At 71.1% G+C, this 25,208-nt stretch carries 18 protein-coding genes; 8 read left to right on the forward strand and 10 right to left on the reverse strand.

Annotated elements, in window-relative coordinates:
- Window positions 1-31 precede the first annotated feature (31 nt).
- The 4 genes from OG624_RS20325 to OG624_RS20340 are packed head-to-tail and all read right to left on the reverse strand — an operon-like array spanning window position 32 to window position 3,541.
- On the reverse strand, window positions 32-751 hold the full coding sequence (locus tag OG624_RS20325; protein ID WP_033215039.1) for an ABC transporter permease: 720 nt from the start codon (window positions 749-751) through the stop codon (window positions 32-34).
- A 15-nt stretch (window positions 752-766) separates the two neighbouring features.
- On the reverse strand, window positions 767-1,678 hold the full coding sequence (locus OG624_RS20330) for an ABC transporter ATP-binding protein (protein ID WP_033215037.1): 912 nt from the start codon (window positions 1,676-1,678) through the stop codon (window positions 767-769).
- Complete coding sequence (locus OG624_RS20335; RefSeq protein ID WP_033215035.1) at window positions 1,675-2,562, reverse strand: ABC transporter permease; 888 nt, start codon at window positions 2,560-2,562, stop codon at window positions 1,675-1,677. The genes OG624_RS20330 and OG624_RS20335 overlap by 4 nt, the downstream gene beginning before the upstream one ends.
- A complete protein-coding gene (locus OG624_RS20340; protein WP_033215033.1) occupies window positions 2,552-3,541 on the reverse strand; it encodes an ABC transporter ATP-binding protein in 990 nt (329 codons plus the stop codon). The genes OG624_RS20335 and OG624_RS20340 overlap by 11 nt, the downstream gene beginning before the upstream one ends.
- A 217-nt stretch (window positions 3,542-3,758) precedes the next feature.
- Between OG624_RS20340 and OG624_RS20345 the strand changes: the two genes are divergently transcribed.
- From OG624_RS20345 to OG624_RS20360, 4 genes are read left to right on the forward strand one after another with little or no spacing between them, the layout of a single operon-like run.
- Entirely contained in the window at window positions 3,759-4,628 is an 870-nt protein-coding gene (locus tag OG624_RS20345; protein ID WP_371639682.1) for a M24 family metallopeptidase, read from the forward strand.
- Complete coding sequence (locus OG624_RS20350) at window positions 4,625-6,415, forward strand: SDR family oxidoreductase (protein WP_371639683.1); 1,791 nt, start codon at window positions 4,625-4,627, stop codon at window positions 6,413-6,415. The genes OG624_RS20345 and OG624_RS20350 overlap by 4 nt, the downstream gene beginning before the upstream one ends.
- Window positions 6,412-7,332, forward strand: a complete 921-nt coding sequence (locus tag OG624_RS20355; RefSeq protein WP_208869287.1) for a metal-dependent hydrolase — start codon at window positions 6,412-6,414, stop codon at window positions 7,330-7,332. The genes OG624_RS20350 and OG624_RS20355 overlap by 4 nt, the downstream gene beginning before the upstream one ends.
- A 10-nt stretch (window positions 7,333-7,342) precedes the next feature.
- Window positions 7,343-8,257, forward strand: coding sequence for a MerR family transcriptional regulator (locus tag OG624_RS20360; protein ID WP_033215029.1), 915 nt, complete (start codon window positions 7,343-7,345; stop codon window positions 8,255-8,257).
- Window positions 8,258-8,435: 178 nt separating this feature from the next.
- Here the strand turns inward: OG624_RS20360 and OG624_RS20365 are convergent, their stop codons facing one another.
- The gene (locus OG624_RS20365; RefSeq protein ID WP_371639684.1) at window positions 8,436-9,233 is read right to left on the reverse strand and encodes an aquaporin; all 798 of its coding nucleotides are present in this window, start codon (window positions 9,231-9,233) and stop codon (window positions 8,436-8,438) included.
- A 143-nt stretch (window positions 9,234-9,376) separates the two neighbouring features.
- On the opposite strand from OG624_RS20365, the gene OG624_RS20370 reads away from it, so the two are divergent.
- The 3 genes from OG624_RS20370 to OG624_RS20380 all read left to right on the forward strand — a co-directional run bounded on the left by OG624_RS20370 (window position 9,377) and on the right by OG624_RS20380 (window position 14,962).
- Window positions 9,377-9,916, forward strand: a complete 540-nt coding sequence (locus tag OG624_RS20370) for an RNA 2'-phosphotransferase (RefSeq protein WP_371588093.1) — start codon at window positions 9,377-9,379, stop codon at window positions 9,914-9,916.
- Between the two features lie 133 nt (window positions 9,917-10,049).
- Entirely contained in the window at window positions 10,050-11,927 is a 1,878-nt protein-coding gene (locus OG624_RS20375; RefSeq protein ID WP_371639685.1) for an HSP90 family protein, read from the forward strand.
- Entirely contained in the window at window positions 11,924-14,962 is a 3,039-nt protein-coding gene (locus tag OG624_RS20380) for a tetratricopeptide repeat protein (RefSeq protein ID WP_371639686.1), read from the forward strand. Before OG624_RS20375 ends, OG624_RS20380 begins: the two co-directional genes overlap by 4 nt.
- Window positions 14,963-15,016: 54 nt before the next feature.
- Here OG624_RS20380 and OG624_RS20385 read toward each other — a convergent pair whose 3' ends face one another.
- Window positions 15,017-15,922: an LLM class flavin-dependent oxidoreductase gene (locus OG624_RS20385; protein ID WP_371588096.1), complete on the reverse strand. Its 906-nt coding sequence runs from the start codon at window positions 15,920-15,922 to the stop codon at window positions 15,017-15,019.
- A gap of 106 nt (window positions 15,923-16,028) precedes the next feature.
- Between OG624_RS20385 and OG624_RS20390 the strand changes: the two genes are divergently transcribed.
- A complete protein-coding gene (locus OG624_RS20390) occupies window positions 16,029-16,913 on the forward strand; it encodes a Cof-type HAD-IIB family hydrolase (protein WP_161297084.1) in 885 nt (294 codons plus the stop codon).
- 10 nt (window positions 16,914-16,923) lie between these two features.
- Here OG624_RS20390 and OG624_RS20395 read toward each other — a convergent pair whose 3' ends face one another.
- The 4 genes from OG624_RS20395 to OG624_RS20410 all read right to left on the reverse strand — a co-directional run bounded on the left by OG624_RS20395 (window position 16,924) and on the right by OG624_RS20410 (window position 25,039).
- Window positions 16,924-18,741, reverse strand: coding sequence for a GAF domain-containing sensor histidine kinase (locus OG624_RS20395; protein WP_244290631.1), 1,818 nt, complete (start codon window positions 18,739-18,741; stop codon window positions 16,924-16,926).
- Between the two features lie 21 nt (window positions 18,742-18,762).
- Window positions 18,763-22,419 (reverse strand): thiol reductant ABC exporter subunit CydD, encoded by a 3,657-nt coding sequence (gene cydD / locus OG624_RS20400; protein WP_371639687.1) that lies wholly within the window; start codon window positions 22,417-22,419, stop codon window positions 18,763-18,765.
- Between the two features lie 94 nt (window positions 22,420-22,513).
- A complete protein-coding gene (gene cydB / locus OG624_RS20405; RefSeq protein WP_033215015.1) occupies window positions 22,514-23,515 on the reverse strand; it encodes a cytochrome d ubiquinol oxidase subunit II in 1,002 nt (333 codons plus the stop codon).
- An 18-nt stretch (window positions 23,516-23,533) separates the two neighbouring features.
- Entirely contained in the window at window positions 23,534-25,039 is a 1,506-nt protein-coding gene (locus tag OG624_RS20410; protein ID WP_033215013.1) for a cytochrome ubiquinol oxidase subunit I, read from the reverse strand.
- Between the last annotated feature and the right edge of the window lie 169 nt (window positions 25,040-25,208).

The following is a 25,208-nucleotide window of genomic DNA, read 5'->3' on the forward strand; positions in this document are numbered from 1 at the left end:
GGGCACAGGTTCGTGTGCGGTGCGGCGGGGACTACTCCTCGCCCGCCAGGGTGAGGCGGCGGAGCTTCTGGCCCGCGTAGACGGTGGCGGCGACGGTGACCGCGCAGAGCAGGATCACGGCGGTGGGCAGGCCGACGGTGGCGTCGACGTACCCGTCCCCGGCGACCTTCTCGGCGACGGACAGGGCCCACTGCTGGACGCTGAGGGTCTTGGCTCCGGAGACCAGGCTGCCGAAGAGCGACTCCCAGATCAGGGCGTAGACCAGGCCGAAGACCACCGCGTGCCGGCTGACGGTGCCGAGCAGCAGGAACAGCGCGCTGTAGGCGATCGAGGCCACGAGGGCGGCGATCGTGTAGGCGACGGCGATCTGCTGACCGTTCCCGTTGAGGATGAATCCGGCGATCAGGGTGGGGATCGCGGAGAAGACCATCGTGACGGAGATCGCCACGATCAGCTTGGTCATGATGATCTTCGGACGCTTCACCGGCTTGGCGAGCAGGTAGACGATGGAGCCGTCGTCGATCTCGGGACCGATGGCTCCGGTGCCGGCGATGACACCGATCAGCGGGACCATGGTGGCGAGGGCGAAGCCGCCGAGGAGGTCGGCCGCCACCTTGTCGTCCACGCCGACGAAGGCACGGACGACGAGGGCGATGACGATCAGCAGGGCGGGCAGCGCGAAGAGGATCAGCGCGCGGCGCCGGCCGAGCAGGGCCCGGTAGGTGAGCCGGGCAACGGTGGGTTCGTACATGGGTGCCAGCTCCTTTCAGGCCGCGACGAGGTAGGAGAAGACCGACTCGAGGGACTCGTCGGAGGGCGAGACCGTCAGCAGCCGGATGCCGTGTTCCCGGGCCACGCGGGGCAGCAGCTCGGTGAAGCGGCCGAAGTCGACGGCCTGGATGCGCAGCGCGCCTTCCTTGAGGTCGACCTCGATGCCGGCGGTGGAGGGATCGGCGATCAGGGCCGCGGCGAGGACCCGGTCGTCGGAGGAGCGGATGAGGTACCGGTGCGGGCGGTCCGTCATCAGGCGGCGGATCTTGCGGAAGTCGCCGGAGGCGGCGTGCCGGCCGGCCACGACCACCTCGATGTGCGAGGCGAGTTGCTCGACCTCCTCCAGGATGTGGGAGGAGAACAGGACGGTGCGTCCCTCGTCGCCCATGCGCCGCAGCAGGTCCATGAGCTGCATGCGCTGGCGCGGGTCCATGCCGTTGAACGGCTCGTCGAGGAGCAGGACGGCCGGGTCGTGGACGAGGGCCGAGGCCATCTTCACGCGCTGGCGCATGCCCTTGGAGTACGTGGCGATCTTGCGGTCCTGGGCGTACTCCATCTCGACGGTGGCGAGCGCCCGCTGGGCGGCCGTGTCGTCGAGGCCGTGGAGTTCGGCGTTGGCGACGACGAACTCCCGGCCCGTGAGGAAGTCGTACATGGCCTCGCGCTCGGGCACGACACCGATCTGCTTGTAGACCTGCTCGTTCTGCCAGATCGGCGCGCCGTCGAGGGTGACGGTGCCCGTGGAGGGAGCGAGGAACCCGCCCATCATGTTGATGAGGGTGGACTTCCCGGCGCCGTTGGGACCCAGGAGCCCGGTGACGCCGGGGCCGATGTTCATCGTCACGTCGTTGACGGCGACGACGTTCCCGAACCAGCGGGAGGTGTGGTCGATGTGGATGGTGGTCACAGCCCGGCCTTCCGGTAGCGGGCCATCAGGGCGGCGTAGGAGCCGACGATGAGGCCGAGGGCGACGATCAGGTAGACGACGCCGGTGCCGGCCGAGGGACCCTCGCCGCCGGGGAAGGCGGAGGTCGCGCCCAGGAACGCGGTCTGTACGCCGTCGATGAGGGTGATCGGGGAGAACAGGCCCATCCACTCGATGGCTTCGGTGTTCCCGGTGCTGTAGGAGATCCCCTGGACCGCGGTCACAGCGCCGAACGGGATCAGGAGCACCGCGATGATCGCGGCGACGCCGAACCCGCGGCGCGGGGTGAGCGCGGCCATGACCAGGCCGAGGCCCGCGAAGAGCAGCGACAGCAGCAGAACCGACACGAGTCCCTGCCCGAATCCCTTGGTCTGGTCGGCGAAGTCGAACTTCGCGAGCAACGCGCCGATCCACATGATCAGCAGCGGGGTCGCGGTGAGGACGAACAGGGCCGAGGCCATGGCCGCGTACTTGGCCACGACGTAGTCGACGCGTTCGATGGGCCGCGAGAAGTAGAGCGGAACCGTCTTGAAGCGCAGGTCGCGCGAGACGGACTGCGGCGCCTGGGACGCGAGGAAGAGGCCGATGATCACCTGGGTGGTCAGGGCGTACGTCGTGTACTTGATCGGCAGGTCGGTGGAGCCGGGCACCGCGATGGCGACGGCAACGATGATCAGCGCGGGTACGCACATCACCGCGAAGAGGAGCATCGGGAGGACCTTGGACTTGGCGGAGCGACCCAGTCCGTAGGCGCCGCGCAGGGACTGCGAGAACAGCGACTTGCGGGCGTAGGCGCGGCCGAGCCGGGGTCCGTCGTAGGACCGGTAGCCGATGTTGTGGATCTGGGTCGAGGTGTCAGGCGCCATCGGAACCGGCTCCCTTCTGCTGGACGGTGGGCGAGGGCTGGTCGTTGTCGCGGAAGACCTCCGCGATGTGGTGACGGCGCTGCTCCATGCGGACCAGGCCGATGCCCAGGTCGGCGACGGTGTCGCGGACGATGTCGTACGTCTCCTCGCCGGTGGCCTCGACGAGGAGGATGTGGCCGGCTCCGGGCAGGCCCTGCTCCTCGCCGATGTGCAGGGTGACGCCGGCCTCGGTGAGCGCCTTGCGCAGGGCGGCGGTGCCGTCCGGGTGCGTGTCGGAGTCGGTGACCTCGACCGCGAGGGTCGTGGTGATCTGGGTGAAGTCGCTGGTGGAGCTGGAACGCAGCAGCTTGCCGCCGTCGACGACGACCACGTGGTCGCAGGTCCGCTCCAGCTCGCCGAGGAGGTGGGAGGTGACCAGGACGGAGATGCCGAAGTCGGTGTAGATCCGGCGGATCAGGCCGAGCATCTCGTCGCGGCCGACCGGGTCCAGGCCGTTGGTGGGCTCGTCGAGGAGCACCAGCTGGGGGTCGTGGACGAGGGCCTGGGCGAGCTTGACGCGCTGCTTCATGCCGGTGGAGTAGCCGCCGATGGGGCGGTAGCGCTCCTCGTACAGCCCGACGTGGCGCAGGGTGTCGGCGGTGCGCTCGCGGGCCGCTGTCGGCGGCAGCCCGGACATGCGCGCCATGTGGACGACGAACTCGGTGGCCGAGACGTCGGGTGGCAGGCAGTCGTGCTCGGGCATGTAGCCGACGCGTTCACGGATGGCGCTGCCATGCGTGTGGACGTCGAGGCCGAGCACGGCGGCGCTGCCCTCGGTGGCGGGGGACAGTCCCAGCAGAATCTTGATCAGCGTGGACTTGCCGGCTCCGTTGGCACCAACGAGGCCGGTCACACCAGGCCCGATGTCCAGGGAGAGCCGGTCGAGGGCGGTCACTCGGGGGTACCGCTTGCTCAGGCTTTCGGTCGCGATGACAGTCACGGGTTCGACGTTAGTGGCGTGGCTCTCGTGAAACGTCAGACCTGGAGCTGGATCCGGTCTCAGCCTTCAGGCGTACATGCCCGTACTGGAGGCTGATGTGGACCCGACAACTTTGTCCACAGGTCCGTGCACGACCCTTGACGTGATCTCCGGTCATTGTCACATTCATCAGTGTCAACTTACGGGCGCGTACGGCTACACGGATGGACGGGCTGAGATGGCTGGGGACACCAAGCAACGCACCGCGCGACTCTCCGGACGAGGCTCCGCCGACCTGAGCGGCTTCAGAGAGGTGCAGCGCCTGGCGTACGAGTGCGCCGAGGCCGTCGCCGCGCAGCTGCGGCCCGGAGTGACCGAGCGCGAGGCCGCGCGGATGCAGCGCGAGTGGCTGCGGGAGCGCGGGGTGCGGGACTGGTTCCACCTGCCCTTCGCCTGGTTCGGGGACCGCACCGCCTTCGCGAACTTCAGGATCCCGCTGCAGTTCTTCCCGACGAACCGGAAGCTGGAGCCGGGGATGCCGTTCATCCTCGACATGGCACCGGTCCACAAGGGCTACGCGGCCGACATCGGCTATTCGGGCAGCCTCGGGCTCAATCCGGTGCAGGACCGGCTCATGTCCGATCTCCAGGCGCACCGCGTGCTGATCCTGGAGCAGGTGCGCGAGGGCCGCTCCCTGCGCGAGATCTACGAGAACGTCGAACGGCTGATGACCCGGCAGGGGTACGCCAACCGGCACCGGGCCTATCCCTTCGGCGTGATCGCGCACAAGATCGACCGGGTCAAGGAGCGGCGCTGGTCACCGACCGCCTTCGGCTTCGGCACCCAGTCCCTCAAGGGACTGGCCAGTGACGCCCTGCACGGCCACCGCGAGGGCTGGTCCCCGCTGTGGAGCCCGTACCACTTCTCCGACCACCGGCCGCAACCAGGCCTGTGGGCGGTGGAACCCCACCTCGGATTCCGGGGTACCGGCGCGAAGTTCGAGGAGATCCTGGTCGTCACCGACTCCCGGGACCCCGAGGAGAGCGCGTTCTGGCTGGACGACGATCTGCCGCACGTGCGGCGCTGGGCCGAGGAGAAGGCAGCATGAGCGACATGGCCGGAGCGGGAGCGGTGGGCCTGGCGGGTGCGCGCGAGCGCCGGGTGAGCACCGGGGGGATAGAGCTGTGCGTCGTCGAGCTCGGTGAGACGGGCCGGCCGACGGTGGTGCTGGTGCACGGCTACCCGGACAGCAAGGAGGTCTGGTCGGAGGTCGCCGAGCGGCTCGCGACCCGCTTCCACGTGGTGCTCTACGACGTGCGCGGCCACGGGCGCTCCACCGCGCCGCAGCCGCTGCGGGGCGGCTTCACCCTGGAGAAGCTGACCGACGACTTCCTGGCGGTGGCGGACGCCGTCAGCCCGGACCGGCCCGTGCACCTGGTCGGCCACGACTGGGGTTCCGTACAGGGCTGGGAGTTCGCGACGGTCGCCCGCACCGAGGGCAGGATCGCCTCCTTCACCTCGATGTCGGGGCCCTCCCTCGACCATTTCGGGCACTGGGTCAAGAAGCGGATGACGCGGCCCACCCCGCGGGCGGCGGCGCAGCTCCTCGGCCAGGGCGCCAAGTCCTGGTACGTCTACATGCTGCACACCCCGGTGCTGCCGGAGCTCGCCTGGCGCGGACCGCTCGGCAAGCGGTGGCCCGCGATGCTCCAGCGCATCGAGAAGGTTCCGGCCGGCTCCTATCCGACGGCCTCGCTGCCTTCGGACGCGGCGCACGGCGCCTGGCTCTACCGCGACAACGTACGGCCGCGAATGCGTCGGCCGCGGCCCGACGCGTACGCCCACGTACCGGTGCAGCTGATCACCCCGACCGGGGACGCGTTCCTGTCCGAGCGGCTCTACGACGGTCTGGAGCGGTGGGCCCCGGACCTGCTGCGGCGGACCCTGCCCGCCAAGCACTGGGTGCCCCGTACCCGGCCCGACCAGCTGGCCGCCTGGATCACCGAGTTCGTCGACGACCGGGAGGAACCCGCCACGCGGGCACCGGAGCGGAAGGCCCTGGGCCGGTACGCCGACCGTTTCGCCGGCCAGCTGGTCCTGGTCACCGGCGCGGCCAGCGGCATCGGCCGGGCCACCGCCTTCGCCTTCGCCGAGGCCGGGGCCCGGGTGGTCGCCGTCGACCGCGACGCCGAAGGCGCGGCGCGCACGGCCGACATGTCCCGCCTCGTGGGCGCCGCCGAGGCCTGGGCCGAGTGCGTGGACGTCAGCGACGAGCAAGCGATGGAGAAGCTCGCGGCGAAGGTCGCCGCCGAGTACGGAATCGTCGACGTCCTGGTCAACAACGCCGGGATCGGCCTGTCCGGCTCCTTCCTCGACACCACCGCCGAGGACTGGAAGAAGGTCCTGGACGTCAATCTGTGGGGCGTCATCCACGGCTGCCGGATCTTCGGGAAGCAGATGGCCGAGCGCGGCCAGGGCGGGCACATCGTCAACACCGCCTCCGCCGCCGCCTACCTGCCCTCCAGGACCCTGCCCGCCTACAGCACCTCGAAGGCCGCGGTGCTGATGCTGTCGGAGTGCCTGCGCGCTGAACTGGCCTCGAAGTCGATCGGCGTCTCCGCGATCTGCCCGGGCATCGTCAACACCAACATCACCGCCACCTCGCGCTTCGCCGGGGTGGACGAAGCCGAGGAGAAGCGCCGCCAGGAACGCTCCTCACGGCTGTACGGGCTGCGCAACTTCCCGCCGGAGAAGGTCGCCGACGCGATCCTGCGGGCGGTGGTACGCAACGAGGCCGTCGTACCGGTGACTCCGGAGTCCAAGGGCGCCCTGTGGATGTCCCGCTTCGCCCCGCGCGCCCTGCGGCGCATCGCGAGGCTGGAGCCAAGGTTGTGAGCGGGTCCACGGACCGGATCGACCGGCACCCGATCAGCCCGCGCCGGGTGGCCTTCGACTGGAGGACCACCCCTCTGCACTGGATACCGGACGAGCCCACCGCCACCCACGTCATCAACGTGCTGCACCTGCTCCTGCCCGCCGGGGAGCGGTGGTTCGTGAGGGTCCTCAAGGAGGGCCTGCCCCTGGTCACCGACCCGGAGCTGCGCGGTGACGTCAAGGGGTTCATGGGCCAGGAGGCCACGCACAGCGTGCAGCACTCCTACGTCCTGGACCACCTCGCCGAGCAGCGACTGCCGACGCAGGCGTACACACGGCACGTGGACTTCCTGTTCGAGAAACTCCTCGGGGAGGCCCCGCCGTTCGGGATGCCGGTCACGGCGCGGGAGTGGCTGCGCTTCCGGCTGGCGGTGGTCGCCGCGATCGAGCAGTTCACGGCGGTGCTCGGGGACTGGGTGCTGCGCGCCGAGGGGCTCGACCGGGCCGGGGCCGACGAGATCATGCTGGACCTGCTGCGATGGCACGGCGCGGAGGAGGTGGAGCACCGCTCCGTGGCCTTCGACATGTACCAGCACTGTGGGGGAGCCGGTCTGCCCCGCTACGCGCGGCGCGTCGAGGGGATGGTCGTGGTCGCGCCCGTGCTGGCGTGGCTGTGGTTGTGGGGGGCCTCGTACCTCATACGCAACGACCCGGAACTGGACGGCCGGGAGCGCTACTCGCTCGGCGCGCACAACCGCGCGGTGGACAAGGGCCTGCTGCCTCCGTGGAGAGAGCTCGGCATGGCCATACCCCGCTACTTCCGGCGGTCGTACCATCCCTCGCAGGAGGGCTCGCTGCGCAGGGCGGTCGAGTACCTTGCGGCTTCACCTGCCGCCCGGGCCGCGGCGGGCGCGGTCGGCCGAGCCGCGATGTCGTAGGGAGCCGGGATTGTCCGATCAGGCGGTAGCCGAATACCGGATCGAGGATCTGGCACACCACAGCGGGGCGACGGTGCGCACGATCCGGGCGTACCAGGACCGTGGCCTGCTGCCGAAACCGGAGCGGCGGGGCCGGTCGAACGTCTACCGGGACACGCATCTGGCGCGGCTGCGCCAGATCGCGGACCTGCTGGACCGCGGCTACACCCTGGCCTCCATCAAGGAACTGCTGGAGGCCTGGGACGCGGGGCGCGGTCTGGGCGGCGTACTCGGTCTGGTCGCCGAGGTGCACGGGCCGTGGACCGACGAGGAGGCGGCTCGGATCAGCCGGGAGGAGCTGAACGAACGGTTCGGCGGCCGGCCGGACGACGAGGCCGTGGACGAGGCCTGCGAGCTAGGGGTGCTGGAGCGGATCCCGGAGCGCCCGGACCAGTTCCTGGTGCCCTCCCCGCAGGAGCTGGCGGTGGCCGCCGAGCTGTACGCGGCCGGGGTGCCGCTGACGGCGATCACCGGGCACCTGCGGGAACTGCGGGGACAGGTGGAGCACATCGCCTCGCGGTTCCTGGAGTTCACCACCGAGCACGTCTTCGCGCGCTACCTCGGGCAGGTGCCGCCCACGGACGCGGACGCGGCAGAGGCGGCGACGATGGTGCGGCGGCTGCGGCCGCTGGCCCAGCAAACCGTGGACGCGGAGCTGGCGCGGGCGATGCGGCTCTTCGCGACCCGGCACCTCCAGCGGCACCTGGGGTCGGCCGGCGCACCGGGGCCGACGGGGCCCTCACCGGTGGCCTTGCCTGCCGGGACGGTTCGGGCGGTGCAGGATCTGGTGGGCGCCGACCATGTGGCGGAGTTCGTCCGGGCCGCGACGGAGCGGGAGCTCCAGGCCCGGACCATGAACGATCTGGCGCGCCGCGGCGAGCGGTGACGCCGGGCGGGTCGTGATGCGGGGGCGGGTGGTCACGGCGGAGGGCTCGATCACACCCGGTCGGACCCGATCCACAGATTCCACAGGTTCCACAGGGCGGATCACGCGTTTGCCGTCAAAACCCGCCCAAACGGCTGTGGACAAGTGCCCCTTTCCTGTGGGCAACTGAGCCGCCGTCTCACCTGACGGTCTCGTAAGCCGCCTTGGCGGGGCTCGCCCCGTCCACCGGGGACGGCTTCACACTCCGGCCGAACCGGGACCTGGACCGGGGCCTGGAGCCGGTCCCGCCCCCCGCCCCGGACCCGAACAGGAGGGCGACCAGAGCCAGGCCGAGGATTCCGCCGACCAACTGCGCGCCGAGGAATCCGGGCAGCGACTCGGGGGCTATGCCGGTGAAGGAGTCGCTGAAGCTGCGCCCGATGGTGCCCGCCGGATTGGCGAAGGAGCCGGAGGAGGTGAACCAGATCGCGGCCGCGATGTACGCGGCGACCGCCGGCGGAACGAACCTGCCGCGCCCGGTCCGACCGAGACCCTGGATCAGCAGGACCAGACCCGCGGTGGCGACCACCTCGCCGATGAGCAGATGCCCGCCGTCGCGCACCTGGGTGGCGAAGGTGCCCGGGACCCGGCCGAACATGACTTCCGCGACGAGGGCTCCACCGATGGCCCCGGCGCTCTGGGCCGCGGTGTAGACGAGCGCCTCGCGGCCGCCCAGACCCTCGCCGCCGGTCCGCCGGGACCACCAGGAGGTGAGGGTGACCACCGGATTGAGGTGGGCGCCGGAGAGCGGCCCGAAGATCGTGATGATCAACCCGAGGCCGATGGCCGACGCGAACGAGTTGGCGATGAGGGCGACACCGGTGTCGCGGCTGAGCTCGGCGGCCTTGAGGCCGGAGCCGATCACGACCACGAGCAGTCCGGCGGTACCGATCAGCTCAGCAGCGGCACGGCGTGACAGTGAGGGTGGGGCTGTCATGGTTTCTCCCTCTGAACAGAAGTGTCAGCGGAAAATATATTCCGCATCTTGGAATGACGATAGAGGGTGTCCACCAGCTGTCATTGTCGGCCGCCCCCGGAAAATCCCTGCCACGAGGCCCTCCGGCGGGGCACGCTGGGGCCATGGATGAAAGACGCACCGTGAAGGTGTCGAAGTACGTCTCGAAACACCTGCGACACCAGCCTGAACGGATCGGACTGGTGCTCGATCCCCACGGCTGGGTGGAGATCGACGACCTGTTGAGCGCGGCCGCCGCGCACGGCTTCCCCTTCAGCCGGGCCGAGCTCGACCACGTCGTCGCCGCCAACGACAAGCAGCGGTTCGCCGTCGACGGCAGCCGGATCCGGGCCAGCCAAGGCCACACCGTCGCCGTGGACCTGGACCTTCCGGAGGCCGAACCGCCCGCGTACCTCTACCACGGCACCGTCGCCGCCGCCCTGGAGCCGATCCGCGCCGAGGGCCTGCGTCCGATGGCCCGCCACCATGTGCACCTGTCCCCCGACCGGGAGACCGCCACCCGGGTCGGCGCGCGCCGCGGCCGGCCCGTCGTGCTCAGCGTGGACGCCGCAGCGATGCGAGCGGCCGGTCACATCTTCCGGATCAGCGCCAACGGGGTGTGGCTGGTGGACGCCGTACCGCCGCAGTTCCTGCGCTTCCAGTAGATCCGGGGCAGGGCACCGGAATTCACGCAGAGATTGTCCGACCATCCCCCTAATGTGTGAACCACTCCGGGATCAGTGAGGGGGGACCTCGCGATCACCGAACCATCCCTGTATGCACGCGAGGTGACGCCCTATGACGTCCACGTCCACGCCCCCGTCCACGCCCCACAGCTTCCAGGTCGACCTGCGCGGCCTGGTGGACCTCCTCTCCCATCACCTCTACTCCAGCCCGCGCGTCTACGTCCGCGAGCTCCTGCAGAACGCGGTGGACGCGATCACCGCGCGCCACGCCCTCGACCCGGCCGCGGAGGTCCGCATCCGCCTCTCGGCGTCCGCCGGCCGCGTGACCATCGAGGACAGCGGCATCGGCCTGACCGCCGCCGAGGCCCATTCCCTCCTCGCCACCATCGGCCGTAGCTCCAAGCGCGGTGGCGACGGCACCGACCTCGACGAGCCGGGCCTGGAGGCGACCCGCCAGGAGTTCCTCGGCCAGTTCGGCATCGGCCTGCTCGCGTGCTTCGTCGTGGCCCGCCAGATCCGGGTCGTCACCCGCTCCGCCCGCGACCCCCAGGCCGCGCCCGTCGAATGGCTGGCCACGGACGACGGTTCGTACACCGTCCGGGAACTGCCCCACGAGGCACGGCCGGAGCCCGGCACCACCGTCGTACTGGAGGCCCGCCCGGGCGCCACGGAATGGGCCGCCCCGGCCAAGGTCGAGGAACTGGCCCGCGACTACGGCTCCCTGCTGCCGTACGACATCACCTTCGACGACGGCGAGGGCGGCGAGCCGCGCCCCGTCACCGACCGGCCCGCCGTGTGGGACCGTGCCTTCCCCACCCCGGCCGCCCGTCGCGTCGCGCTCGCCGGGCACTGCGCTCAGCTCTTCGGTTTCACCCCGCTCGACAGCATCGACCTCGACCTGCCGGTCGCCGGCGTACGCGGGGTGGCGTACGTCCTGCCCGAACCGACCAGCCCCGCCCACCGGGCCGGACACCGCGTCCACCTCAAGGGCATGCTGCTGACCGACCGGGCCGACAACCTGCTGCCCGACTGGGCGTTCTTCGTCCGTGCCGTCCTCGACACGGACACCCTGCGCCCCACCGCATCCCGCGAGAACCTGTACGACGACGAGACCCTGGCGGCGGTACGCGACGCACTCGGCGCCCGCGTCCGCGGCTGGCTCGCCGAGCTCGCCGCGAGCGATCCGGAGCGCCTGGCCGCCTTCCTGCAGGTCCACCACCTCGGTGTGAAGTCCATGGCCCGGCACGACTCCGAGCTCCTCGGGCTGATGCTGCCGTGGCTGCCGTTCGAGACCAGCGACGGCTCGATGAGCCTCCAGGAGTTCGCGGCCGCCCACACGGACATCCACTTCACCCGCACCGTCGAGGAGTTCCGCCAGATCGCACCGATCGCCGCGGCCCACGGGCTCGGCGTCATCAACGCGGGCTACACCTACGACGCGGACCTGCTGGCCCTGCTGCCCGCCGTACGGCCGGAGCTCAAGGTCACCGAACTCGACGCCGGGGCCGTCACCGAGCGGCTCGACCCCGTGCCGACCGCGACCGAACTGACGCTCGCCCCGTTCCTGGCCACCGCGCGCACCCGCCTGGAAGTTCAGGGCTGCGACGTGGTGCTGCGCGCCTTCCAGCCCGTCTCCGTGCCCGCGCTGTACCTGGACGACCGGCAGGCCCGACAGGAGCGCGACCGCACCGCCGCACTGGAGAGCGCCGACTCCCTGTGGAGCGGCATCCTCGGCTCCCTGCGGGGCTCCGCACCCCGCGCCCGTCTGGTCCTCAACCACAACAACCCGCTCATCCGAAGGATCGCCGCGCTGCCCGACGAGGCACTGACCGGTACGGCCGTCGAATCGCTGTACGGACAGGCCCTGTTGATGTCCCAGCGGCCGCTGCGCCCCGCCGACTCCACCCTGCTCAACCGGGCCTTCCTCGGACTCCTGGAATGGGCGACCCACTCCACCGATGCCCGAGACGCCCAGGAGGACCAGAAGTGACGACGCTGACGCGCGAGGAGATCGTGCGGGGTCTGGCGGAGAACCGACGGTCGCCCAACGGCGCCGTGCGCAACGCGCACGCCGAGGCGCTGGCCGGCGCGGCGGAGACCAGCGGTGACCGGGCCCTGTTCCGCGAGGCCTTGGACAACCTGATCAACGCCTATCTCTACAGCTCCGAGTCGCCGAAGATCCTGGTGCCCTTCGCCCGGCTGCTCCAGGAGTACGACAAGGACCCGGGCGCCTTCTCCCACTGGGACGCGCACTCACTGTTCTGGCAGTTCAAGTGGGTGGCCACGGCCATCTCCGACTCCCCCGGGATTCCGCTGGAGTCGGCCACCGGCTGGCTGGACGAGATGGAACGCCGCTACCGGATCGCCGGCTACAGCGAGCGGCCCGTACGCGAGGCCGAGATGTGGCTCGCCGACGCGATCGGTGAGGACGAGCGCGCCGAACGGTCCTTCCGGCGCTGGCTGGCCGCCGAGCGGGACGACATGAGCGACTGCCGGGCCTGCGAACTCAACGGTCAGGGCCAGTACGCCGTCCTGCACGGCAACGACGCCGAGGCCCTGGAGCTGTGGAAGCCCGTCCTCGACGGTGACCTGACCTGTGCCGAGGAGCCCCACCGGCTGCTCGCCACCTCGCTGCTGCCGCTGCTGCGGCTCGGTCGGGCCGACGAGGCGCGCTCCCACCACCTGCGCGGCTACCGCATGGCCCGCGGCAACGAGAGCCTGCTGCCCTCGATCGGCAAGCACATCGAGTTCTGCGCCCTCACCGGCAACGAATCCCGCGGCCTGGAGATCCTGGCCGAACACGCCACCCATGTGGCTCCGCTCGCCAACCTCGACGACCGGCTGTCCTTCCACGGCGGCATCCTCGTGCTGCTGCGCCGCCTGCGGGAACTGGGCCACGGTCGGACCCCGGCCGTGCCCTACGAAGGAACCCCGCGAACCGTCGACGAGCTGTACGAGGTGCTGTACGCGGGCTGCCTCGACATCGCCCGGCAGTTCGACGTGCGCAACGGCACGACCCGGGTCTCGGACCGCTTCCTCGCACGGGTGGGCCGGGAACCGCTGTCGGCGGCGGTCCCGCTGGGGGTACGCAGCGCGGCGCTGCCGCAGACCGCCTCGGCCCCCGTTCCCACTCCCACGTCGCCCGGATCCGAGCCTGCCCTGACGGACGCCGCCTTCATCGACCTGGTGGAGCGGGCGCGCCGCGCCCGGGACCTGGGCCATCCGGGTACGGACGCGCTGTGGGCGGAGGTGGCGGTACGGCTGGCCACGCGGCCGGAGGTCGATCCGCTGGTCCGCGTCGACCTCGCGGACCAGCAGGCCCTGGCCGCCGGGCGGCGCGGCGACGAGGAGGCGCCGAAGCTGCTGAGCGCGGTCCGGGACGACTACCGGGCGCTCGGTCTCGCCGAACGCGTGGCGCTCACGGAACTGCGGCTGGCCGGTGTGGCAGCGCAGTCCGGAGCCGCGCCGGCGGAGGTCCGGGCCTTGCTGCGCGTCGCCCTGCGGTCCGCCGAGGCCTTGGACGCCGCCGAACCCTTGCGGGCCCGGCGTATCGCGCTCGCGGAACTGTCGGCGATCCGGATGGAGTCGTACCTGCGCTCGGTGGAGACGCCCGACGGGGACGACCACCACGACCACCACGGGGTGCTGGCCGCCGAACTGACCGACTTCGTCGCCGCCCATGAGGGCACCGCGTCGGACCTGGTGGCGGAGGCCGAGGAGATGCTGGGCCGGGTGGCACTGGCCCAGGGCGACCCGGAGCGGGCCGTGCCACTGCTCGAGGCATCCGCCGCGCGGGCGGTCCTGGCGGGGCGACCGTGGCAGGCCGTGGACGCGCTGGTGCTGCGGGCCGGGGTGCTGATGACGCTGGAGCGGCCCGAGGAGGCGGAGGCCGCGGCGCGCTCCGCGCTGGAGCATGCCGCAGAGGTGACCGACGCCGAGACGCAGGGCGTCGTACGGCTGACCCTCGCGGACATCCTGCTGCAGCGGGACGACGCGGCCGCCGAGAGCGCGGAGCACGCCCTGACCGGAGCCCACTGGTTCGACCAGGCGGGGCTCACGGCCGACGGCGGTGCGCAGGCCCGGTTGCTGCTGGCCCGGGCGTACGCGAGGGACGGCCGCAGCGCCGAGGCGGCGGAGGTCCTGCAGTCGGCACTGGCGGACCTGCTGGAGCACGGCGACCAGCAGGCGGTGTCCGTACGGGAGTTCCTGGGCGATCTGCTGCGGCGGTTGAACGAGCCCCGGCCGGCGGCGGAGCAGTACCTGCTGGCGGCGGAGGTCACCAAGGACTGGGAAGACCCTCGTCCGCAGGCGGGCCTCGCGCATTCGGCCGCCGACACGCTGAATGACGCGGGACTGGCCGTGGAAGCGGCCGCCGCCTACGAGCGGGCCCTGGAGCTGCACCGGCTCACCGGCGAGGTCCCGATCACCGAGGTGCGGATCCTGCGTTCCCTGGCCTGGCTGGGCCTGCGCGAGGAGGTCACCGCCGTCACGGTGACGGGGGCCCGGAAGCGGATGGAAGAGGCCGCCCAGGTGCTGGAGACGGCCCTGGCAGCGGATCCCGGATCACCTGGGCTGCGATCCGAACTCGCCCAGACCTGGCACCAGCTGGCACAGGTACTCGACCGACACGTCAACGCGAACGGGCAGTCCCACGAGGACGACGAGGACGACGACGACACCGGGGAAGTCCAGGACGCCGGGGACGAGCAGCTCGCCGATGCCGGGGCGGAGCGGGCGGCCCCGCTGAGCCCCGCGGAGGTGGACGGGCTGCGCCTGGAGGAGATCGAGCTGTGGGACCGGTCCGGCCGGATCTACGCGGAGCTCGGCCCCGACCATCTGCGGGACCGGTTCCAGTGCTTGAACAACGCGGCCTGGACGGAGCAGGAGCGGGGCCACGCGGACGCGGGTGGCGCCCGCGTCTCCGCGCTGATCGACGAGGCCAGGGCGCTGCCCGAGGACGACGTGCCGGACTGGCTCCTGCCGGCCGCGGAGCGCCTGCTCGCGCAGTTGAACGACAGGGACTAGCCGCCCGGGGTCCAGGTCGTCGTCGCCGCTCGTGCGGCGACGACGACCGCCGGGTCAGCTGTCGAGCTGAGTCAGGGCCTCGGTGGCGATCTTCTCGAACACGCCCTCGTCGGCGGCGAACTCGGAATCCGGGATCGGCGCGTGGATCACCACCTCGGTGAACCCCAGATCACGGTGCCGGCCGGCGAAGTCGACGAACGCGTCCACCGACTGCAGCACGGTGTTGGCTTCCGGCGTGAAGCCGGTCAGGAGGATCTTCTCCACGGGCTCCAGGTCTCGCCCGATCTCCAGGAAGGCCGCGCCGAGCCGTTCGAGCTGCCCGCGCAGGGCCTCCCGCGACTGCTCGGGCGTGCCCTCCTCGAAAAGCTTCGGGTCGCCCGTGGTCACCCAGGCCTGGCCGTGCCGGGCGGCGAGCCGCATGCCGCGCGGTCCGTTCGCGGCGACCGCGAACGGCAGCCGGGGCCGCTGCACACAGCCGGGGATGTTGCGGGCCTCCTCGGCGGAGTAGAAGGTCCCCTCGTGGCTCACCGAGCCTTCGGTCAGCAACCGGTCCAGCAGCGGCACGAACTCGGCGAGGCGGTCGGCGCGCTCCCGTGGGGACCATGCCTCCTGGCCCAGCGCCGTCGCGTCGAAGCCGTTGCCGCCCGCGCCGATACCCAGGGTGATGCGTCCGCCGGAGATGTCGTCCAGGCTGATGAGGTCCTTGGCGAGCGTCACCGGGTGCCGGAAGTTCGGCGAGGTGACGAGCGTGCCCAGGCGCAGCCGCTCGGTGGCGGTGGCCGCCGCGGTCAGGGTGGGGACCGCCCCGAACCACGGGCCGTCGCGGAACGTCCGCCAGGACAGGTGGTCGTAGGTGTAGGCGGTGTGGAACCCGAGCTGCTCGGCCAGGACCCACTGATCGCGTCCTCCCTCGTGCCATCGACGTACCGGAAGGATCACCGTGCTCAGACGCAGACTCATGCTTCGAGCCTACGGCGAGCCGATGTTTCACGTGAAACGGCGTCGTTTCACGTGAAACATCGCCCGAGGTGACAGCCTCCCTCCCATGGTCAGGAGCCCTTCGGCCATGGGCGAAGATGGAGCCGTGACCTCGGCTCCCCAGTGCCCGGACGGGCCAACCCCCACGCCCCGGCTGATCGCCACCGACCTCGACGGCACCCTGCTGCGCGACGACAAGTCCGTCTCGCCACGCACGGTCGCCGCGCTCGCCGCCGCCGAGGAGGCCGGGATCGAGGTCTTCTTCGTCACCGGCCGCCCGGCCCGCTGGATGGACGTGGTCAGCGACCATGTCCACGGCCATGGCCTGGCGATCTGCGCCAATGGCGCGGCGGTGGTCGACCTGCATGCCGGACGAGAGTTCGTACAGGTCAGAGCCCTTCCGCGGGTGGCAGCGCTCGCCGTCGTCGATGCCCTGCGGGCCGCGGCCCCGGGCACTTCCTTCGCGGTCGAGCTGACCACCGGCATCAACTACGAGCCGGCGTACCCGCCCTTCTTCAAGGACCCGGGTGCCCGGGTGGCCACCGCCGAGAAGCTGCTGCACGAGGACACGGACGAAAGCTCCGCGCCCGTGCTCAAGCTGTTGGCACACCATGCCGAGCTGGCCCCGGACGAGTTCCTGGCGCTGGCGCGGTCCGCCGCCGGCGAGTACGCGTCGATCACCCGGTCCAGCCCCACCGCCTTGTTGGAGGTCAGTGGACCGGGCGTGTCCAAGGCGAGCACCCTGGCGCTGTGCTGCGCCGAGCGCGGTATTTCCCCCGCCGAGGTCGTCGCCTTCGGGGACATGCCGAACGACGTGGAGATGCTCAGCTGGGCGGGCACCTCGTACGCCATGGGCAACGCGCACCCCGATGTGATCGCTGCCGCGTCCGGCCGTACGGTCGCCAACAACGAGGACGGGGTCGCCCTCGTCATCGAGCGCATCCTGGAAGAGCGGACCGCACAGCAGGCCTGAGGCAGGTCCTCTAGACCTCCGGTTCGAGCGGGGCCTCCCACACCACGGTGGTCCCGCCGCCGTCCTCACCGATGCCCGGGCCGTAGGAGCTGGCACCGCCCAGCGACTCGGCCCGGCGGCGTAGATTCCGAAGGCCGCTGCGGCGGCCTCCCTCCGGGATGCCCACCCCGTCGTCGGCGACCTCCAGCCGGACCCCCGGCCGGCCGTCGGCGAGGGTGATGGTGGAGTCGATGACGACGTCGATCCGGCTCGCCTCGGCATGGCGGAAGGCGTTGGACAACGCCTCGCGCAGCGCGGCGATCAGGTTCTTGCCCACCAGCTCACCGACGACCGTGTCGATCGGGCCGAGGAAGCGGTGGGCAGGCTTGAAGCCCAGGGGCACCGCGGCCATGTTGATCTCCCGCAGCACCCGGGTGCGCAACCCGGACGGGGCCTCCGCCGGCCCTTGTTGGAGGGCGAAGATCGCGGTGCGGATCTCCTGGATCGTCACGTCCAGCTCGTCCACCGCCTTGCCCACGCCGTCACGCACCTCGGGGACGGCGGTCCGGCGCTGGGCGCCCTCCAGCATCAGCCCGGTGGCGAAGAGCCGCTGGATGACCAGGTCGTGCAGGTCGCGGGCGATCCGGTCACGGTCCTCGAACACCGCCAGCCGCTCGCGGTCGCGCTGCGCCTCGGCCATCATCAGGGCGAGCGCCGCCTGCGAGGCGAACTGGGTGGCCAGGGTCCGCTCGACCTCGGTGAACGCCCGCCCGCCGCGGGCCCGGGGGGTGACCAGCGCGCCCAGTACCCGTCCGCCGCTCTGCAGCGGCAGCAGCATGCAGGGGCCGTACCTGCTGGTGAGCTCGCTGGTCATGCGGGGGTCGGACGCGGCGTCGTCCACGAAGATCGGCTCACCCTCCAGCAGCCTGTCGACCACCGGGCTCTCGGCCGGGATCACCACACCGAGCGAGGTGGCCGGATTCTCGGAGGAGACCGCGACGATCTCCATCCCGCCTTCCTCGGCCGGCAGCATGACGATCCCGGCGTCGGAGTCGGCCAGCCGACGGGCCTGTTCGGCGACCACCGCGAGGGCGTCGTCCGCGTCCCCGCCGGACAGGAGGGCGGTGGTGACGGCCACCGATCCGTCGATCCAGCGCTCGCGCTGGGTGGCGGCCTCGTACAGCCGGGCATTGCCGATGGCGATGCCCGCCTCGGTGGCCAGTACCCGGACCATGTGCACGTCGTAGTCGCTGAACTCGCCGCCGCCGTTCTTCTCGGCGAGGTAGAGATTGCCGAAGATCTCTCCCTGCACCCGGATCGGCACCCCGAGGAAGGTCTTCATGGGCGGGTGGTGCGGCGGGAACCCCGCCGAGCGCGGATCCTTCGTCAGATCGGCGAGCCGCACCGTGTCCGAGTGCGAGATCAGGGCTCCGAGCAGGCCCCTCTTCCCGTCGGGGCGGTGCCCGATCTTCCGCGCCTGCGCGGGGCTGATCCCGTGGGTGACGAAGTCCGAGAGCCCTCGGCCCTCCGTGTCGACGACTCCGATCGCCGCGTAGTGGGCGTCCGCGAGCTCTGCCGCGGTCTCGCAGATGCGGTCCAGCGTGGAGTGCAGTTCGAGCCCGGTCCCGACCGACCTCATGGCCTCCAGCAGTTGCGGTACCCGGGCCGTGAGCTCGGTGGACAGCCCCTGCAGACTCCTGGTGGCCTGGGCGGCGGCCACCAGCGGGTCCGGAGCGTCCGAGGCCCCCGCAGCGCTCGTCGGTCCCGGTGGTCCCGAGGGTCCCGGCAACGGATCCGGCAATGGCCCCGATGAGGGATCCGACGATTCCTGCGACTGCTGCGCTGACATGGTCCTGAGCGTAGTTAGTCCCTATTGGCGGGGAAAGTTGGCCAAAGTTCCGTCCGTTGCCCTTTCCCGCTCCAGCAGCCTCCGCAGCGGTCCCTCGGCGGCGGCCAGCTCCGCGTACGGGCCGCGCTGCACCACCTCGCCGCGGTCCAGCACGAGCACCTCGTCGACCGCCTCCAGGCCGGCCAGCCGGTGCGTGATCAGCACGGTGGTCCGGCCCTCGGTCGCGGCCAGCAGATCCGCCGTCAGGGCGTCCGCCGTGACCAGGTCCAGATGCTCGGCCGGCTCGTCCAGGACCAGCACGGGGAAGTCCGCGAGCAGCGCCCGGGCCAGAGCCAGTCGCTGGCGCTGCCCACCCGAGATCCGCTCACCGTGCTCACCGACCAGCGTGTCCAGCCCGTCCGGAAGAGCGTCGGCCCACTCCAGCAGCCGGGCCCCGGCCAGCGCTCGGCGCAGCTGCTCCTCGCTCGCCCCGGTCCGGGCCAGGCGCAGGTTCTCCCGGACCGAGCTGTCGAAGATGTGGGCGTCCTGGGCGCACAGGCCCACGAGGGCGCGAACGTCGTCGCCGTCGAGCGTGCGTGCGTCGCTCCCGCCGAGGCTGTACGCGCCTTCGGCAGGGTCCAGGAACCGGAGGAGGACCTGGGCCAGGGTGGTCTTGCCGGATCCCGAGGGACCGACGACGGCGATGCGGCGGCCGGCCTCCAGGGTCAGGTCCAGGTCCCGCAGGGCGGCACGCTCCTGCCCGGGGTGGCGGGCGGTGAGCCCGGTCAACCGCAGCGGGAACGGCGAAGCGGGAGCCGCGGCGGGCTGCTCCGGCTCGACGACCGGGACCGGCGCGTCGATGACCTCGTAGACCCGCTCGGCGCTCCGGCGCACCCGCTGGCGGTACTGGACGGCGAGCGGCAGCCCGTTCACCGCCTCGAAGGCGGCCAGCGGCGTCAGGACCGCGACGGCCATGGCCACCCCGGTCAGCCGGCCGTCGTGGACGGCGTTCGCGGCAACGGCCGCGGCGGCCACGACGGTGAGCCCGCACACCAGGGCGGACAGGCCGCCGCCCAGTCCGGCCGCGGCCGAGCCCCGCGCGGCGATGCGCGTCAGCAGGCCGTCGCTCTCGCGCGTCCGGCCCTTGCGGTCCTCCAGCGCACCGGCCACGGTCAGCTCCGCGGTCCCGGTGAGCAGATCGGCCACCCGAGTGGCGAGTTCGCCGCGGGCGGGCGCGAGCCTGCGCTCCGCCCGGCGGGCGCAGGCCCCGCTGACCAGGGGTACCGCGATACCGGCGGCGAGCAGTCCGACGGCGAGGACGACTCCGGCTTCGGGCAGCAGCCAGGCCGTGAAGGCGACCGAGCCCGTGCCGACGAGGACGGCGGTGCCGACGGGCAGCAGCCAGCGCAGCCAGTAGTCCTGCAGGGCGTCCGCGTCGGCCACCAGCCGGGCCAGCAGGTCCCCGCGCCGGTGCTCGCGCAGCCCGGCGGGCGCGATGCGCTCCAGTCGGCGGTACACGGAGACCCGCAGGTCGGCGAGCATCCGCAGCACGGCGTCGTGCGAGACGAGCCGCTCGGCATACCGGAAGACGGCGCGCCCCATTCCGAAGGCCCGGGTGGCGGTGACGGCCACCATCAGGTAGAGCACGGGCGGCTGCTCCGAGGCCCGCGAGATCAGCCAGCCCGACACGGCCATCAGGCCGACGCTGCATCCGACGGCCAGCGCGCCGAGCAACAGTCCGAGCCTGAACCGTCCTTGCCACGCCCTGGCGACCGCCCGCACCCGGCGCAGCGGATCGCCCGCCGCGCCCGAACCCGCCGCGCCCGAACCTGCCGCACGCGTACCCGCCGCGCCCGAACCGGGCGTGCCGGAAGCGGAACGGCCGTCGGCAGCTACGTCCGCCCGCTCACGCGCCGGGCCGAGGATCCACTCGCCGGTGTCCGGGACGTACTCACCACGGTCTCCGGCCGCGCCCGAGGACAGCGGTTCGGCGCCGACCGGGGAAGAAGCGGCGCGGCGGGGGAGTGCCCCCTCGGTGACAAGCTCCTCGCGGCCGTCGCCCGCCGCCATCTCCACCACCCGGTCCGCGACGGCGAGCAGCGCCGGTCGGTGCACGACCAGCAGCACGGTCCGTCCCGCGGAGAGCCGCCGGACCGCGTCCACGATGCCCGCCTCGGTCTCGCCGTCCAGCGCCGCCGTCGGCTCGTCCAGCAGCAGCACGGGGCGGTCCGCCAGGAACGCGCGCGCCAGGGCCAGCCGCTGCCGCTGCCCGGCGGACAGCCCCACACCGCCCTCGCCCAGCGGGGTCTCCACCCCGCGCGGCAGCGCGGTCACGAACTCCCAGGCACCGGCGTCCTTCAAAGCCTCGGCCACCTCGGCGTCGGAGGCACCCACGCGGGCCAGCCGTACGTTCTCGGCGATCGTTCCGGCGAACAGGTGCGGCCGCTGCGGCACCCAGGCGATCTGGTGCCGCCACTGCGCGGGCGACAGTTCGGCCAGGTCCACGCCCGCGACGCGGATCCGCCCGGCGGTCGGCGTCACGAACCCCAGCAGCACCTGGAGCAGTGTGGACTTCCCCGCTCCGCTGGGGCCGGTCAGCGCCACGCACTCCCCTGGCCCGACCGTCAGCGAGACCGGTTGGGGCGAGTCCTCCCCGCGGCCCTCGTAGCGCACCGCGATGCCCTCGACCTCGATGCGCAGGGGGGCGCCGGCGGGAAGCTCGGCCGTGCCGGTCGTACCGGTGGTGCGGGTCTCCAGGACCTCGAAGATCTCCTCGGCGGCCGCCAGTCCTTCGGCGGCCGCGTGGTACTGCGCTCCCACCTGCCGCAGCGGCAGATACGCCTCGGGCGCCAGGATCAGGATGACCAGCCCGGTGTAGAGGTCCAGTTCTCCGTGGACCAGCCGCATGCCGATGGTCACGGCCACCAGGGCCACCGACAGGGTCGCCAGCAGCTCCAGGGCGAAGGAGGAGAGGAAGGCGATGCGCAGGGTCCGCATCGTCGCCCGCCGGTAGTCGTCGGTGATCTTGCGGATCGACTCGGCCTGCGCCTTCGCCCGGCCGAAGACCTTGAGTGTGGGAAGCCCGGCCACCACGTCGAGGAAGTGCCCCGAGAGCCGGGACAGCAGGCGCCACTGGCGGTCCATCCGGGACTGGGTGGCCATGCCGATGAGGATCATGAACACGGGGATCAGGGGCAGCGTCACGACGATGATGGCCGCCGACACCCAGTCCTCGGTGACGATACGGGCCAGCACGGCCACGGGCACGACCACCGCGAGCCCGAGCTGGGGCAGGTAGCGGGCGAAGTAGTCGTCGAGCGCGTCCACGCCCCGGGTGGCCAGTGACACCAGCGATCCGGTCCGCTGCCCGGCCGGCCATCCGGGCCCGAGCTCCGCGGCCCGGTCCAGCAGCCTGCGCCGCAGCTCCGACTTGACCGCCGCGCCCGCCCGGTGCGCGGCCAGCTCCGTGAGCCAGGCGATCAGCCCGCGCCCGAGCGCCACCGCCGCGAGCAGCAGCAGGGGCGTTCGGAGCGCCTGGCCGTCGAGCCCCTGTTGGAAGGCTCCGACCACGATCTCGGCGATCAGCATCGCCTGACCGACGACCAGCCCCGCACCGGCAAGACCCAGGGCCACCACCGCCCCCAGGAAGAGGCGGGTGGACCGGGCGTACCGGAGCAGGCGCGGGTCGATCGGTTTCACGTGAAACATCCCCTCGGGGAGGTCGTCAGCCGGACGGGCGGGTCACACGTCGCGGGGACCGGGCACGGGGCCCGGTACCCGTTCGGTGCACGGATCAGTGCACATCGACGATGTGCTGCGTCCCGATCCGCTTGCGGAACACCCAGTACGTCCAGCCCTGGTAGAGCAGTACGAGCGGGGTGGCCACGGCCGCACACCAGGTCATGATCTTCAGGGTGTACGCGCTGGACGAGGAGTTGGTGACCGTGAGGTTCCAGGACTCGTCCAGCGAGGACGGCATGACGTTCGGGAAGAGCGTCAGGAAGAGCATCGCGACCGCGGCCGCGATGGTGACCCCGGACAGGGCGAACGACCAGCCTTCGCGGCCGGCGAGGTTGAAGCCGAGGGCCCCGACCAGCGCCGACACCGCGACGATCATCGCGATCAGGCTCGTGCCGTCGCCGCGCGAGACCTGGGTCCAGATGAGGAAGACCAGGGCCAGTACGGCGGTGACGGCGCCCAGCCGGGTCGCCAGCTTCCGCGAGCGGTCCCGGATGTCACCGACGGTCTTGAGCGAGGTGAAGACCGTGCCGTGGAAGGTGAACAGGGTGAGGGTGACCAGGCCGCCGAGGATCGAGTAGACGTTCAGCAGGTCCAGGAAGCTGCCGACGTACTCCTTGTTCTCGTCGATCTTGACGCCGCGCACGATGTTGGCGAAGGCGACGCCCCACAGGAAAGCGGGGATCAGCGAGGTCCAGAAGATCGCGTGTTCCCAGTTGGTCTGCCAGCGGTCCTCGGGGCGCTTGTGCCGGTACTCGAAGGCCACGCCACGGATGATGAGGCAGATCAGGATGAGCAGCAGCGGCAGGTAGAAGCCCGAGAAGAGGGTGGCGTACCAGTCGGGGAAGGCGGCGAAGGTGGCGCCGCCCGCGGTGAGCAGCCAGACCTCGTTCCCGTCCCACACGGGCCCGATCGTGTTGATCAGGACCCTCTTCTCCGTGCGGTCACGGGCGAGCAGCTTGGTCAGTACGCCGACCCCGAAGTCGAAGCCCTCCAGGAAGAAGTAGCCGGTCCACAGGACGGCGATGAGTACGAACCAGACATCGTGGAGTTGCATGGTGGGCGCTCCTCGGCCTCAGTACGAGAAGGCCATCGGCCGGTCGGGGTTCTTGTCGTCCCCACCGATCTTGGTGGGTGGGTTGAGGTCTGCCTCGGTGAGTTCGGGCGGGCCGGCCTTGACGTACTTGACGAGGAGCTTGACCTCGATCACGGCGAGCACGGCGTACAGGAGCGTGAAGCCGATCATCGAGGTGAGCACCTCGCCCTGCGACACGTTCGGCGAGACCGCGTCCCGCGTGCGCAGGACTCCGTAGACGACCCAGGGTTGGCGGCCCATCTCGGTGAAGATCCAGCCCCAGGAGTTGGCGATGAGCGGGAAGCCCATCGTCCAGAGCGCGACGATCCAGTACAGGTTGGCGAACTTCGGGCTCAGCGGCTTCTTGAAGAGGACCAGGTTCGGAACCTCGTCCTCCCCGGTCCGCAGCCCCGCCGGCAGCATGAACTTCTTGCGGGTCAGCCACAGGCCCAGCACGCCGACACCCAGCGAGGCCATGCCGAAGCCGATCATCCAGCGGAAGCCCCAGTAGGCGACCGGGATGTTGGGCCGGTAGTCGCCGGGACCGAACTTCTCCTGCTCCGCCTTGTTGACGTCGTTGATGCCCGGGACGAAGGAGGTGAAGTCGTCGTTGGCCAGGAAGGACAGCAGGCCGGGGATCTCTATCGCGACCTTGTTGTGGCCCTTCTCGACGTCGCCGTAGGCGAAGACCGAGAAGGGAGCCGGCGCCTCGCCGTCCCAGAGCGCCTCGGCGGCGGCCATCTTCATGGGCTGCTGCTTGAACATCACCTTGCCGAGCAGGTCACCACTGATCGCGGTACCCGTACCGGCGATGATCAGGACGATCAGGCCGAGGCGCAGCGAGCTCCGCATCACGGGGATGTGCTTCTTGCGAGCCAGGTGGAAGGCCGATATTCCGGCCATGAACGCGCCACCGACCAGGAAGGCGGCCGTGATGGTGTGGAAGAACTGGGTGAGCGCGGTGTTCTGGGTCAGCACGAGCCAGAAGTCGGTGAGCTCGGCCCGGCCCCGCTCCTCGTTGATGCGGTACCCGACCGGGTGCTGCATCCAGGAATTGGCCGCCAGGATGAAATAGGCGGACAGGACGGTGCCCATGGACACCATCCAGATGCACGCCAGGTGGATCTTCTTCGGCAGCTTGTCCCAGCCGAAGATCCACAGACCGATGAAGGTCGACTCGAAGAAGAAGGCGATCAGTGCCTCGAAGGCCAGGGGGGCCCCGAAGATGTCGCCGACGAATCGCGAGTAGTCGGACCAGTTCATGCCGAACTGGAACTCCTGGACGATGCCGGTGACGACACCCATCGCGATATTGATCAAGAAGAGCTTCCCCCAGAACTTCGTCGCTCTGAGGTACTTCTCCTTCTCGGTGCGCACCCAGGCCGTCTGCAAACCCGCCGTAAGGGCGGCGAGCGAGATCGTCAGGGGCACGAAGAGGAAGTGGTAGACGGTCGTAATGCCGAACTGCCATCGCGCCAATGTCTCCGGCGCCAAAGCTAGGTCCACGTCGTCTTCTCCTTGTCGTCGCCGTGGTCACAGCCGCAGTCTGCCTGGCGGGTTTCCCCCATAACGGGAGGAAGCAGGACACGCTTGTGAACGCGTTCACATTCACAAGCATTATGTCGTACCACTCTCGGCCACCTACGAGGGGGGTACCCCTCTAGCCAATCGATTC

It is taken from the genome of Streptomyces virginiae (genome assembly GCF_041432505.1).
Lineage (GTDB): Bacteria > Actinomycetota > Actinomycetes > Streptomycetales > Streptomycetaceae > Streptomyces > Streptomyces virginiae_A.